Consider the following 12,610-nt stretch of genomic DNA (forward strand, 5'->3'; position numbering starts at 1 on the left):
CTTTCAGAGGCTAGTGCTCGGAAAATGAAAACCTAAATAGAAATGCCATACCGCGCTGATAGAAAAAACAATATAGGGACTCAGCCCTGAAGCGCGTATCGCGCGCGATTGGTGGCACTTTGTAAACTTTTCGCGGGGGGCCGGGTCGATTACAGGCACGCTTTGTAAGCAATCATGTCGAGCGAGACACCGATGACTGGCTTACACTGCGGCTATCAACTCATCTGTCACAAGGAATCATTCATGGGCGTGCTAAGCGAGTTCAAGGCCTTCGCGGTCAAAGGCAATGTCGTCGACATGGCCGTCGGGATCATCATCGGTGCGGCTTTCGGCAAGATCGTTTCGTCGTTCGTGGGTGACGTGGTCATGCCTCCGATCGGCCTTCTGATCGGCGGGGTGGACTTCAGCGACCTGGCCATCACCCTCAAGGCCGCCCAAGGCGATACGCCGGCAGTTGTGCTGGCCTATGGCAAATTCATCCAGAGCACAGTGGACTTTATCATCGTCGCGTTCGCGATCTTCATGGGCGTCAAGGCCATCAACCGGCTCAAGCGCGAAGAAGCCGTCGCGCCGAGCGCCCCCCCTGTGCCGACCAAGGAAGAGCTATTGCTGAGTGAGATCCGCGACTTGCTCAAGGCCCAGAACGAACGGCCCTGATATTCCCGCGCCTAGAAATGGCGTCCCCGGGACGCCATTTTTCTACCAATAGTTTTCCACCGCTACCTGGCCGGGCCGGCGGGTGAGGCTCAGTTGCAGGCCCCTGGCCTTGAGCAGCTTGCGCGTGTCGTCAATCATCTGGGGATTGCCGCACAGCATGACCCGGGAATGCTCAGGCGTCAGCGGGACACCGGCGACCCGTTCCAGCTCACCGTTTTCTATCAACGTAGTGATTCGCCCGTTAAGGGCCTCTGGAACCTGCTCACGGGTGACGGTCGATATAAACCGGAACTTATGCGCGTATTCGGCCAGGTAGTCTCGCTGGAACAACCCCTCGATAAGGTCTTGGTACGCCAGTTCCCTGGCCTCCCGCGCACTGTAGACGAGGATGATCCGTTCGAATTTTTCCCAGACCTCGAAATCCTGCAGGATCGAAAGAAACGGGGCGACACCCGTTCCCGTGGACAACAGCCATAGATCACGACCGTCGACAAAACGGTCCAGCGTCAAATAGCCAAAGGCCTGGCGCTCGACCAGCAGATTATCCCCTGGTTTCAGACGGCTCAGCTCGCTGGTGAATTCACCGCCCGGGACGACGATCGAAAAGAACTCGAGAAACTCGTCGAACGGCGATGACACCATGGAATAAGCGCGCCAGACGGTGCTCCCATCCGCCTTGACGACACCGAGCCGGGCGAACTGACCAGCCCGGAAGCGGAAACCGCGATCCCTGGTGGTGCGTAGCGTAAACAAGTGAGGCGTCAACGTTTGTACGTCGACCAGTCTCTGGCGGGTAAACTTTTCTGCATTGTCGGTCATGGGGCACTCCAATCGAACAAGGCCTGCAGTGTCCCGCAAAGTGAGGATATTAACCACCGCCGAAGATTGATAGCGTTAAGCCACCCACCTTGTACATCGGCGGATAAAGCTCTACAAAGTAAAAAACATGTATCAGAAACACTGTTAGTAAAGTGCCTTCGTCAATAGCGACGACGCCAGACAAAAGAAAAAAATCTAACTACCGAGCAAGGAAAAGTCCTACACTCATTTTCGCGTCACCGATTGGATCCACCTCGTTGAAAGTTCCAAAGGAGAAATGCAATGGACGAGTGGAAGGACTTGCAACTGCGAAAACTGTCATGTGAAAAGGACTTGCAAAGGGCCTATCGTCTGGTACTGGATTTCTTTAATTTTCAAGGATTTGAATACTGTGCCTTTGCCGCATACTCGGGCGTTCCCGATCGGTATGCCAGCAAGATCAATATTAATAATTACCCTTATGGATGGGACCGGCTTTATGAACAAAATGGTTACGTCAACAATGACCCGATAGTGGCGCATTGCAACCAGTCCGCATTACCGATCCTGTGGAGTGAGAGTGCATTTTCCGAAGCACCCAAGTTATGGCGGGAACTTAACCGACAGGGTCTCAGGCACGGCTGGACACAAGCCATACATGATGAGCACGGCTCCCATTACAGTTTATTCAGCCTCGCCAGGACGCATTGTCCGATCGATGCCGACGAGCACTATGGGAACCTTGGCTATGCCATCTTCGCCAGCCAGAAATTGCATGCTCTGGCGGGCAAGAAGCTGGTCGACAATATGGTGCCCCCGCAAACCTACCACCTCTCCCCCCGGGAGATCGAAGTGCTGAGGTGGTCCGCCGAAGGAAAGACGGCGTCGGAGGTCGGGCGCATCCTGTGCCTGTCCGAACGTACCGTGAATTTCCACGTCTGCAGCTGCATGCGGAAGTTGAACGTGACCAATAAAATCTCGGCGGTGGCGAAAGCTGCGCACATCCATGTGATCTAGGTAACCACTCAGTCCGCAAAAACCCACGGGTAATGCCTGGCAAAAAAACGTACCATTTACGGCCCCACTTGAATGATGACGCGCCTAGTCCGCGACGCAGTTCATTCAGGAGGTCCCGCTGACAGACCTGCCCAAGGCAGCGGGACACCCGTTGATTTGCCAGAGTCCCAGCCATGCCCTTGCTCGATACTCCCTTCGCCCAACTCGACCTGATCCGCCAGCCCGAACAGCCGAACGAACCCCTGCAAGCGTTCGACGCTGCCGATGAATATCTGCTTGCGCACCTGGCCGAACACCAACCGGGCGCGGAAACCCGGGTGCTGGTACTCAATGATGGCTTCGGCGCCCTGGCGGCCAGCCTCGCAGGCAAGGTCAAGGTCACCAGCAGCGGTGACTCGTTCCTGGCGCTGCAGGCATTGGAAAAGAATCTGGTGCGCAACGGCTTGCCGTTCGATACGGTGCCCATCGTGCCGGCCAGCGAAGCGCTGACGGGGCCTTTCGATTGTGTCCTGGTCAAGGTGCCCAAGACCCTGGCGCTGCTGGAGGAGCAACTGATCCGGCTGCAAGGGCAACTGGCACCAGGGGCCCAGGTGATCGCTGCCGCGATGGTCAAGCACCTGCCCCGAGCCGCAGGCGACCTGATGGAGCGCTACGTCGGCCCGGTGCAGGCCTCGCTCGCTGTCAAGAAAGCCCGTCTGTTGATTGCCACGCCGCAACCGAGGACACCGGCCGCTTCCCCTTACCCCACTCGGTATGCGCTGGATGAGCCGAACATCGAATTGCTCAATCATGCCAATGTATTCTGCCGTGAAGGGCTGGACATCGGCACCCGCGCCTTCCTGCCGCACCTGCCCAAGAACCTGGGCTCGGCGCGTGTTGCGGACCTGGGTTGCGGCAACGGCGTGCTGGCCATTGCCAGCGCCCTGGCTAACCCGGACGCTCACTACACCCTGGTGGACGAGTCGTACATGGCCGTGCAATCAGCCGCCGAAAACTGGCGAGCCGCCCTGGGCGAGCGCGAAGTGATCGTGCGGGCGGGCGATGGCTTGGCCGGGCAAGAAGCGCAGTCCCTGGATGTGGTGCTGTGCAACCCGCCCTTCCATCAGCAGCAAGTGGTGGGCGATTTCCTTGCCTGGCGCATGTTTCAGCAGGCCCGTGAAGCGTTGGTGGTCGGCGGCGCGCTGTACATCGTCGGCAACCGCCACCTGGGCTATCACAGCAAGCTGGCGCGGCTGTTCCGCGGTGTCGAGCAGGTGGCCGCCACGCCGAAGTTCGTGATCCTCAAAGCCCGCAAATAACTCCGTCAGTGAGTCGTCAAACCCGCGGCGTTCATGAACATCCGCATCAAGCTGGCTACGATGAACAATGCCAGCACGCTACCGGCCCAAATCGCCGCCAGCCAACCGATCCGCTGCCATAGCGGCTTTTTTTCCGCGGCCTCGATGTCTTTCAAGTCAGGCTTGGCCATCTTCGGCACCTCGCAGGTCGGTCAATGGTAGCCATCGTCATGGGTCACCTTGCCGCGGAACACGTAGTAGCTCCAGAAGGTGTACACCAGGATCAACGGAATGATGAACAACGTGCCGACCAGCATGAAGCCCTGGCTCTGTGGCGGCGACGCGGCGTCCCAGATCGAAATGGACGGCGGCACGATGTTCGGCCACAGGCTGATGCCAAGGCCGCTGTAACCCAGGAAAATCAGCACCAGCGTCAGGATGAAAGGCGTGTAGTTGGCGTTGCGGGCCACGGCGCGGAACAACCCGTACATGGTCACCAACACCAGGATCGGCACCGGCAGGAACCAGAACAGGTTCGGCAAGGTGAACCAGCGCGCGGCGATATCGGCATGGGCCAGTGGGGTCCAGATGCTGACGATGCCGATCACCGCCAGCACCACGAAGGCCAACGGCCTGGCCAGGTCATGCATCTGTTCTTGCAGCTTGCCTTCGGTCTTCATGATCAGCCAGGTACAGCCGAGCAAGGCATAGGCGGCGATCAGCGCCAGGCCGCAAAACATGGTGAACGGCGTGAGCCAGTCCAGGGAACCGCCGGCGAACTGGCGATTGACCACTTCGAAGCCGTCGATGAACGCCCCCAGGGCGACCCCCTGGAAGAACGTCGCCGTCAGCGAGCCACCGATAAATGCCTTGTCCCAAAGATGCCGCTTCTCGGCCTTGGCCTTGAAGCGGAACTCGAACGCCACGCCCCGGAAGATGAGCCCGATGAGCATCAGAATCAGCGGCAGGTACAATGCCGAGAGCACCACCGAATACGCCAGCGGGAACGCCCCGAACAGCCCTGCCCCGCCCAGCACCAGCCAGGTCTCGTTACCGTCCCAGACCGGCGCGACGGTGTTCATCATCACGTCGCGGTCGCGCTCGCCCTTGACGAAGGGGAAGAGAATGCCGATGCCCAGGTCGAAGCCGTCCATGATCACGTACATCATGATGCCGAAGATGATGACCACGGCCCAGATCAGCGGAAGATCAATACCCATGACTCAATTCCCCTTGTTCGAGCTGTCGTTGTGGTCCACTTCGTCGTCGCCTTCGTTGGCGGCCGACAATGGACGGGCCGGGGTGCGTTTCTGACCGGGGCCACCGTCGGTCGGCTCGGCTTCCTGGGCCACCGGGCCCTTGCGCACCAGACGCATCATGTAGCTCAACCCCGCGCCGAACAGCGCGAAATACACCACCACGAACATGACCAGGGTGAAGCTCATCTGCGCAAAGCTGTGGCCGGACGACGCATCCGCCGTGCGCATCAAGCCGTAGACTACCCACGGCTGGCGACCGATTTCCGTGGTGAACCAGCCGGCCAGGATCGCGATCAGCCCGGAAGGCCCCATCCACAGCACCAGATGCAGGAACGGGCGGGATTGGTAAAGCCGGTTGCCGCGGCGTAGCCAGAGGCTGCACAGCCCAGTGAATATCATCAGCAACCCCAGGCCCACCATGACCCGGAACGACCAGAACACGATGGTCGAATTCGGTCGATCCTCAGGCGGGAAATCCTTCAGCGCCGGCACCTGATCGGTCAGCGAGTGGGTCAGGATCAAGCTGCCCAGGTACGGGATTTCCACAGCGAACTTGGTTTGCTCGGCCTTCATGTCCGGCCAGCCGAACAGAATCAGCGGCGTGGGTTCGTCGCCGACGTTTTCCCAGTGCCCTTCGATGGCGGCAATTTTTGCCGGCTGGTGCTTCAGCGTATTGAGACCGTGGAAGTCACCGATTACCGCCTGTACAGGCGCGACCAGCAGGGCCATCCACATCGCCATCGACAACATGCGGCGAATGGCCGGGTTATCGCGACCGCGCAGCAGGTGCCAGGCCGCCGACGAGCCGACGAAAAACGCGGTGGCGACAAAGGCCGCGACCGACATGTGCATCAGCCGGAACGGAAACGAGGGGTTGAACACCACGGCCAGCCAGTCCACCGGAATGACTCGGCCATCGATGATTTCGTAGCCTTGCGGGGTTTGCATCCAACTGTTGGACGACAGGATCCAGAAGGTCGAGATCAGCGTACCGATCGCCACCATGACCGTGGAAAAGAAGTGCAAGCCACGCCCCACGCGATTCCAGCCGAACAGCATTACGCCGAGGAAGCCCGCTTCGAGGAAGAATGCCGTGAGCACTTCATAAGTCAGGAGCGGCCCGGTTACAGCGCCAGCGAAATCCGAAAAACGGCTCCAGTTGGTGCCGAACTGATAAGCCATCACCAGCCCGGAGACCACCCCCATGCCGAAGTTGACGGCGAAAATCTTCGACCAGAAGTGATACAGGTCGCGGTAGGTATCGTCGTGTGTCTTCAGCCACAGGCCTTCGAGTACCGCCAGGTAACTCGCCAGGCCAATGGTGATGGCCGGGAACAGGATGTGGAACGAGATGGTGAACGCGAACTGGATTCGGGCGAGATCAAGCGCCTCCAAACCGAACATAAGTCTTCCTCTGTCAGGTAAAACCGGCTGCGGGCGGGGCTTGCATCACAGCCCCCAGGGATATGGAGTGCGATGCTTTTAAAATCGTTCTTTTTAAACCGTCACAACGCAGGACTTTGGCCCAATGGCCGCCAGCACAACGCCCCAAGGGGATTGACCTGGGTCAAGCAATGTTCAAAGAGTAGTCGCTATATGGCCGATGGACGGCGTGGTTTTTTGTCGCGTGGCAGGTTGTCCCAGGTGCTCAGGACATAAGCAAAAACTCTTGTGGCGAGGGGATTCATCCCCGCTCGATTGCACAGCACTCGCAAAGGCTTGGGGCCGCTTAGCGCCCCAGCGGGGCGGTGCGACGTTTCGCTAAATCCCCTCGCCACAAATGTTCCCTCAAGCCAATATCGATGTTTGGCTAACTATTTTTCCAACCACCGCAACTTCCTGTTACAGCTCAGTGATAATCTCGACCTTCCCATCACCGGACCCCGTCACAGATGCCCAGCCAAGCGCCCCTTCTGCTCCGTCACCATCGTCCCTTCATTGCTTTCTGGCTGGCTCGGATATTCACCGCCAGCGGTTTCCAGATGCTGACGGTGGCCATCGGCTGGAACCTCTATCAACTGACCGGCAATGTCCTGGACCTGGGGCTCGTCGGCCTCGTGGAGTTCGCCCCACGGGTGCTGTTCATGCTGCATACCGGGCACGTGGCGGATCGATACGATCGACGTAAAGTCGCGGCCATCTGCCAATCGTTGCAAGCCATGATCGCCCTCACCCTGGCGATTGGCAGCGCCAGCGACAACGTTACGCGAGAGATGATCTTCATCCTCGCGTTCCTGCTCGGCGCGGCCCGCTCCTTCGAAATGCCGACCACCCAGGCGCTGTTGCCGAGCATTGTCCCTGCCGCGTTGTTTCCCCGGGCTGTGGCCGCCGCGCAATCAGCACAACAATCGGCCACCATCGTCGCCCCGGCCCTGGGCGGTTTGCTGTACGCCTTTGGCAGCGTCTGGGTCTATGGGCCAACCGTGTTGCTTTATGTCATCGCCTGCTGCCTGATGCTCAACCTGCCCGCCCGGCAGACACCGCTGAATAAAGGCAAGGCGACCCTCGACTCGCTGTTGGCCGGTATTCGCTTCATTCGCAGCCGCCCGGACATCCTAGGGGCGATCTCTCTGGACTTGTTTGCGGTGCTGTTGGGCGGCGCCACCGCGCTGTTGCCGGTATTCGCCAAGGACATCCTGCTCACCGGCCCCTGGGGCCTGGGCCTGTTGCGTTCGGCGCCGGCGGTCGGGGCCTTGCTGATGTCGCTGTGGCTGGCGCGGTTTGCCGTGGAGCGCAAGGTCGGCCGGGTGATGTTTACCGCCGTGGGCGTGTTCGGCGTCGCCACCATTGCGTTCGGCCTTTCCACGTCGTTCTGGTTCTCCCTGGCGGTATTGGTGGTGCTGGGCGCGGCGGACATGATCAGCATGGTCATCCGCGCCTCCTTCGTGCAGTTGGAAACGCCCGACGAGATGCGCGGTCGGGTGAGCGCTGTGAATGGGTTGTTTATCGGCGCCTCGAACCAGTTGGGCGAATTCGAGTCCGGGCTCACCGCCCACTGGTTCGGCACGGTGCCGGCGGTGGTCATGGGCGGCGTCGGCACGCTGCTGGTGACCGGGGCCTGGATCAAACTGTTCCCGACCCTGGCCAACCGTGACCGGATGCACGAACCGGTGGACGAGGCGAAAGCCTAGAGCAACTTATCCAGGGTGATGGGGAAATCCCGCACCCGTTTGCCCGTGGCATGGTAGATCGCATTCGCCACCGCCGCGGCCACGCCGACAATGCCGATTTCGCCGACGCCCTTGGACCCGAGGGCGTTGACGATCTCGTCATGTTCTTCGACAAATATCACGTCTATCTCGCCAATGTCGGCATTCACCGGCACATGGTACTCGGCCAGATTGTGGTTCATGTGGCGGCCAAGGGCATGGTCGGTCAAGGTTTCTTCGTGCAGTGCCATGCCAACGCCCCAGACCACCCCACCGAGGATCTGGCTGCGGGCAGTCTTCGGATTGACTACCCGGCCCGCCGCGATGGCGCTGACCACTCGGTTGACCTTCACCGTGCCAAGGTCTTCATCCACCAACACCTCAACAAAAACCGCCGAATGCGTGGCGGTCGCATAGGCCTGGCGTTTTTCATCCGGTCCGGTGGCGACCTCCGCGTGCAACGGCATTTCGCCGCTTTTTTGCGCCAGCTCCGCCAGGGCGACACGGGCCTCGCCCATGCGCAGTTCACCGTCGATGAAGGTTACCTGCTCAAGGGTCGCGCCGCTGAAGGCAGGACAGGACTGACGGGCCACGGCGAGCAGCTTTTCCCTGAGCGCTTCGCAGGCTTTCTGCACCGCCGTGCCCACCGACGAGACGGTAAACGAACCACCCTGCAATGGTGCCGTTGGCAGCGACGAGTCGCCCAGGACAAAGGTGACGTCCTCAAGGGAAACGCCTGACGCCTCGGCGGCAATTTGAGTCATGACGGTATAGGTGCCGGTGCCGATGTCCGTCGTTGCGCTGCTGACGGTCAACTTGCCGTTGGCGTCCAGCGAGGCGCGGGCACTGGCTTTTTGCTGCATGGCTTCCCACACGCCGCCCGCCATGCCCCAGCCCACCAGTTGTCGGCCGCTGCGCATGCTGCGCGGTTCGGGGTTGCGCTTGCTCCAACCGAAACGGTCGGCGCCCTGGGCGTAACAGGCCCGCAGCTCCTTGCTGGAATAGGGCTTGCCTTCGTTTTCGTTGCGTTCGGCATAGTTGATCAGACGCAACTGCACCGGGTCGATCGCCAGGGCGCAGGCCAGCTCGTCCATGGCACATTCCAGCCCGATCAACCCGAGGGCCGCGCCCGGGGCGCGCATGTCCAGCGGTGTGTAAACGTCCAACGGCGCCAGTTTGTACGTCAGTGTCACGTTATCGCAGTGATAGAGCATGCCGCTCCACTCCACCACGTGCTCGGTAAAATCTTCGAAACGCGAGGTCTGGCCAATGGCGGTATGCGCTACCGCGAGCAATCTTCCGTTGGCCGCAGCACCCAATTGCAAGCGCTGGAATGTCCGAGGCCGATAGCCAAACGTAAACATCTGCTGGCGCGTCAGGCTGACCCGTACGGAACGCTTGAGATGCAGCGCCGCCATCACCGCGAGCGCCAATTGGTATTGCGGACGCAGGCCGGAACCAAACGCGCCGCCCACGTAGGCGGCAAATACCCGCACTTGCTCCTTTTCCAGCCCGAATACTTTTTGCACGTACGCCTGGCAGTTCTGCGCGCCTTGGGTCTTGTCGTGGATATGCAGGCTTGCGTCGGGTTGGTACAACACGGTGGAGGCATGGGGCTCCATCGGGTTGTGGTGTTCTATCGGCGTGCTGTAGGACACGTCCACACTCAGGGCTGCGCTCGCGTACTCGCCCTGAAAATTCCCACGGGGCTTGGGCAGTTCTGCAGGTGCTGGATGGGCTTCGTTTTGCAGGATTGTCAGATCGGTCTGATGCCCCTCAGCCTCGTATTCAATCTCCACCAGCGAGCCGGCATAACGGGCCAGCTCCAGGTTTTCGGCGACCACCAGGGCCAGCGGCTGGCCGCTATAGAGGATCTGGTCGTTGAACAGTGGCCGGAACGGCGAGCCCTCCGCTGCGTCGGCATCCTGATAGGGTTCGTCGTAGCTGGCGATTTTGGGCCGATTGGTATGATCGATCACAGCAACGACACCCGGCAGCGCCAGGGCGCGGGAAGCATCGATACCCACCACCCGCCCCCGGGCGATGGCACTGGATACGACACTGCCGTGCAACAAGCCATCTTCCGGATATTCCCCGGCGTAACGGGCCCGACCGGTCACCTTGAGGAGGCCATCAACCCGGTCCAGCGGTTGGCCTATGGTTTTGCTCGGTGCATTCATCGGGCGGTTCCTCCCACCAGTGCGGCATCGCTCAAGGCTCGGACAATCGCCCGGCGCGCCAACTTGACCTTGAAACCGTTGTGCTCTAGCGGCTCGGCGTCTTGCAGCAGCGCATCCGCGGCGGCCGTGAACGTCTCGCGGCTGACCGCCTGACCCACCAACCAACTCTCCACGGATCGATCACGCCAAGGCTTGTGGGCCACGCCACCCAAGGCCAGGCGAGCCTGGCGAATCACCGGCCCGTCCAGCTCCAGCGCGGCGGCGACCGAGACCAGAGCGAAGGCATAGGACGCGCGGTCACGGATCTTCAAGTACTGGCTATGTTCGGCGAAGCCTGTGGGCGGCAGCTCGATATAGGTGATCAGTTCATCATCGGCCAGTTGGTTGTCCCGGTCCGGAGCGTCGCCGGGCAGGCGATGGAAGTCGGCGAATTCGATGGTCCGTGGTCCACCCCGGCCCAGCACATGGACCACCGCGTCAAGCGCGGCCAGTGCCACGCACATGTCCGAGGGATGAGTCGCGACGCATTGATCGCTCGCCCCAAGAATCGCGTGAATACGGTTCAAACCGCTTCGAGCCGGGCAGCCACTGCCGGGCCGACGTTTGTTGCACGGCACACCGGCGTCATAAAAATAGTAACAACGGGTACGCTGCAACAGGTTGCCACCCGTGCTGGCCATGTTGCGCAGCTGTGGCGAAGCACCGGCAAGAATGGCCTGGGAGAGCAATGGATAACGGCGCTCGATCCAGGGGTGCCAGGCCAAATCGGCGTTACTCACCAACGCGCCAATCATCACCCCGCCCGATGGCGTTTCGCTGAGGTCGGCCAAGGGCAGCCCGGTGATATCGATCAGGTGCTGGGGGCGGGTGAGGTTTTCCTTCATCAGGTCGAGCAGGTTGGTGCCGCCAGCGATGAAACGCGAATCGGCACTCGACAGCTCGACGGCGGCCTGCAGCGTGTCGGGCTTGCTGTAGCGAAAGGGATTCACGACTCACCTCCGGTCTGCTGGCAGAGCGGCAGGGCTTCTTCGATGGCATCGCGAATGTTGTTGTAGGCACCGCATCGGCAGAGGTTGCCGCTCATCAGCTCGCTGATTTCGGCGCCAGTGCTCGCCCGCCCCTCGTGGGCCAGCGCCACTGCCGAACAGATCTGCCCGGGAGTGCAATAGCCGCACTGGAACGCGTCATGCTTGATGAATGCCCGTTGCATCGGATGCAACTCGTCGCCATTGGCCAGGCCCTCGACGGTGGTCAACTCGGCACCGTCGCACATCACCGCGAGGGTCAGGCAGGCGTTGATCCGCTTGCCGTCGCGCAGCACCGTGCAGGCGCCGCATTGGCCGTGGTCACAGCCCTTTTTGCTGCCCACCAGGTCCAATTGTTCGCGCAGCAAATCGAGCAACGTAGTCCAGGGCAGCACCTGCAACTCGCGCACCGCGCCATTGAGTGTCAGACGTATGGGATGACGGACGAAGGACGCCTGCGTCGCTTCGGACAAGGTCGCGCTCATGGAACACCTCACGGTTGGTCGTACACGCGGCGTTTTGGAAAACCGCCGTCATAAGGGGTACGACTTCGGGGTGGGATGAGCGTTCCAAGACAATTGCCCGCCCCCAATGCACGAGTCCAGCGCGCCTGTGCGGTACATATGTATCGCACAGACTGTAATGTATCGCCTTACACTCTATTCCATGATGAAATCCTTCCAGCACAAAGGCCTCAGGGTCTTTTATGAAACGGGTTCGACGCGGGAATTCGGCAGACCACGGGAAGCGGCTGGCTCGCATGCTTCAGTTCATGGACAGGGCATGCATGCCAAGCGACCTGGACATACCCGGGTGGCGATTGCATTCGCTCAAGGGTGATCTGGTCGATCATTGGTCGCTGAGCGTTTCAGGGAACTGGCGAATTGTCTTCCGCTTCATCGAGTCCGACATCGAACTGGTCGACTACCTCGACCATCACTGACAGGAGGCTGGAACATGCCCATGCACAATCCGCCACATCCTGGCGAAACATTGCTGGTGGACGTATTGCCCGAGCTGGGCATCACGGTGACCGAACTGGCGAGACACCTCGGTTTCGCTCGATCGCACCTTTCTCGGGTACTGCACGGCCATGCACCGGTCAGCCCAGACCTGGCAGTACGCCTGGAACGCGCAGGCATCGGCAAGGCACGCGTCTGGCTGGGCGTCCAGACCGACTATGACCTATGGCAAGCCGAGCGGCGCGAACAACCAATGATCGAACCCCTTGCCCATCACATTTGACGC

Annotated in this window: 12 protein-coding genes and 1 pseudogene; 6 read left to right on the forward strand and 7 right to left on the reverse strand. The window is 60.5% G+C overall.

The annotated features are described in order from the left end of the window. Window positions 1–243: 243 nt before the first annotated feature. On the forward strand, window positions 244–657 hold the full coding sequence (gene mscL, locus J3P76_RS21725) for a large-conductance mechanosensitive channel protein MscL (RefSeq protein ID WP_420767274.1): 414 nt from the start codon (window positions 244–246) through the stop codon (window positions 655–657). A 42-nt stretch (window positions 658–699) separates the two neighbouring features. Here the strand turns inward: mscL and J3P76_RS21730 are convergent, their stop codons facing one another. Next, window positions 700–1,476 (reverse strand): ferredoxin--NADP reductase, encoded by a 777-nt coding sequence (locus J3P76_RS21730; RefSeq protein WP_420767275.1) that lies wholly within the window; start codon window positions 1,474–1,476, stop codon window positions 700–702. 282 nt (window positions 1,477–1,758) lie between these two features. On the opposite strand from J3P76_RS21730, the gene J3P76_RS21735 reads away from it, so the two are divergent. Continuing rightward, window positions 1,759–2,472: an autoinducer binding domain-containing protein gene (locus J3P76_RS21735; protein ID WP_434562214.1), complete on the forward strand. Its 714-nt coding sequence runs from the start codon at window positions 1,759–1,761 to the stop codon at window positions 2,470–2,472. 173 nt (window positions 2,473–2,645) lie between these two features. Next, window positions 2,646–3,770, forward strand: a complete 1,125-nt coding sequence (locus J3P76_RS21740) for a methyltransferase (RefSeq protein WP_434609471.1) — start codon at window positions 2,646–2,648, stop codon at window positions 3,768–3,770. A 5-nt stretch (window positions 3,771–3,775) separates the two neighbouring features. Here the strand turns inward: J3P76_RS21740 and J3P76_RS21745 are convergent, their stop codons facing one another. Genes J3P76_RS21745 through J3P76_RS21755 form a run of 3 tightly spaced genes read right to left on the reverse strand, consistent with a single transcriptional unit; the run spans window position 3,776 to window position 6,412 of the window. Then, the gene (locus J3P76_RS21745) at window positions 3,776–3,940 is read right to left on the reverse strand and encodes a DUF2474 domain-containing protein (protein WP_434609469.1); all 165 of its coding nucleotides are present in this window, start codon (window positions 3,938–3,940) and stop codon (window positions 3,776–3,778) included. 21 nt (window positions 3,941–3,961) lie between these two features. Further along, the gene (cydB, locus tag J3P76_RS21750) at window positions 3,962–4,969 is read right to left on the reverse strand and encodes a cytochrome d ubiquinol oxidase subunit II (protein WP_434562210.1); all 1,008 of its coding nucleotides are present in this window, start codon (window positions 4,967–4,969) and stop codon (window positions 3,962–3,964) included. Window positions 4,970–4,972: 3 nt separating this feature from the next. After that, window positions 4,973–6,412 carry a cytochrome ubiquinol oxidase subunit I gene (locus J3P76_RS21755; RefSeq protein WP_420767279.1) on the reverse strand — a complete coding sequence of 480 codons (1,440 nt, stop codon included), beginning with the start codon at window positions 6,410–6,412 and terminating at the stop codon, window positions 4,973–4,975. 488 nt (window positions 6,413–6,900) lie between these two features. On the opposite strand from J3P76_RS21755, the gene J3P76_RS21760 reads away from it, so the two are divergent. Continuing rightward, on the forward strand, window positions 6,901–8,139 hold the full coding sequence (locus tag J3P76_RS21760; protein ID WP_434609466.1) for an MFS transporter: 1,239 nt from the start codon (window positions 6,901–6,903) through the stop codon (window positions 8,137–8,139). Here the strand turns inward: J3P76_RS21760 and J3P76_RS21765 are convergent. Genes J3P76_RS21765 through J3P76_RS21775 form a run of 3 tightly spaced genes read right to left on the reverse strand, consistent with a single transcriptional unit; the run spans window position 8,136 to window position 11,847 of the window. Beyond that, complete coding sequence (locus J3P76_RS21765) at window positions 8,136–10,337, reverse strand: xanthine dehydrogenase family protein molybdopterin-binding subunit (RefSeq protein WP_434701225.1); 2,202 nt, start codon at window positions 10,335–10,337, stop codon at window positions 8,136–8,138. The genes J3P76_RS21760 and J3P76_RS21765 overlap by 4 nt on opposite strands. Beyond that, window positions 10,334–11,326, reverse strand: a complete 993-nt coding sequence (locus tag J3P76_RS21770; protein WP_434701226.1) for an FAD binding domain-containing protein — start codon at window positions 11,324–11,326, stop codon at window positions 10,334–10,336. The genes J3P76_RS21765 and J3P76_RS21770 overlap by 4 nt, the downstream gene beginning before the upstream one ends. Next, a complete protein-coding gene (locus J3P76_RS21775; RefSeq protein ID WP_434562202.1) occupies window positions 11,323–11,847 on the reverse strand; it encodes a (2Fe-2S)-binding protein in 525 nt (174 codons plus the stop codon). The genes J3P76_RS21770 and J3P76_RS21775 overlap by 4 nt, the downstream gene beginning before the upstream one ends. A 181-nt stretch (window positions 11,848–12,028) precedes the next feature. On the opposite strand from J3P76_RS21775, the pseudogene J3P76_RS21780 reads away from it, so the two are divergent. Together J3P76_RS21780 and J3P76_RS21785 are read left to right on the forward strand one after the other, a co-directional pair. Continuing rightward, window positions 12,029–12,305: pseudogene (locus J3P76_RS21780) on the forward strand (type II toxin-antitoxin system RelE/ParE family toxin). A 14-nt stretch (window positions 12,306–12,319) separates the two neighbouring features. Continuing rightward, window positions 12,320–12,607 carry a HigA family addiction module antitoxin gene (locus J3P76_RS21785; protein WP_434701228.1) on the forward strand — a complete coding sequence of 96 codons (288 nt, stop codon included), beginning with the start codon at window positions 12,320–12,322 and terminating at the stop codon, window positions 12,605–12,607. The last annotated feature ends 3 nt before the right edge of the window (window positions 12,608–12,610 follow it).

Source organism: Pseudomonas sp. D1-36, from assembly GCF_051132205.1.
Taxonomy (GTDB): domain Bacteria; phylum Pseudomonadota; class Gammaproteobacteria; order Pseudomonadales; family Pseudomonadaceae; genus Aquipseudomonas.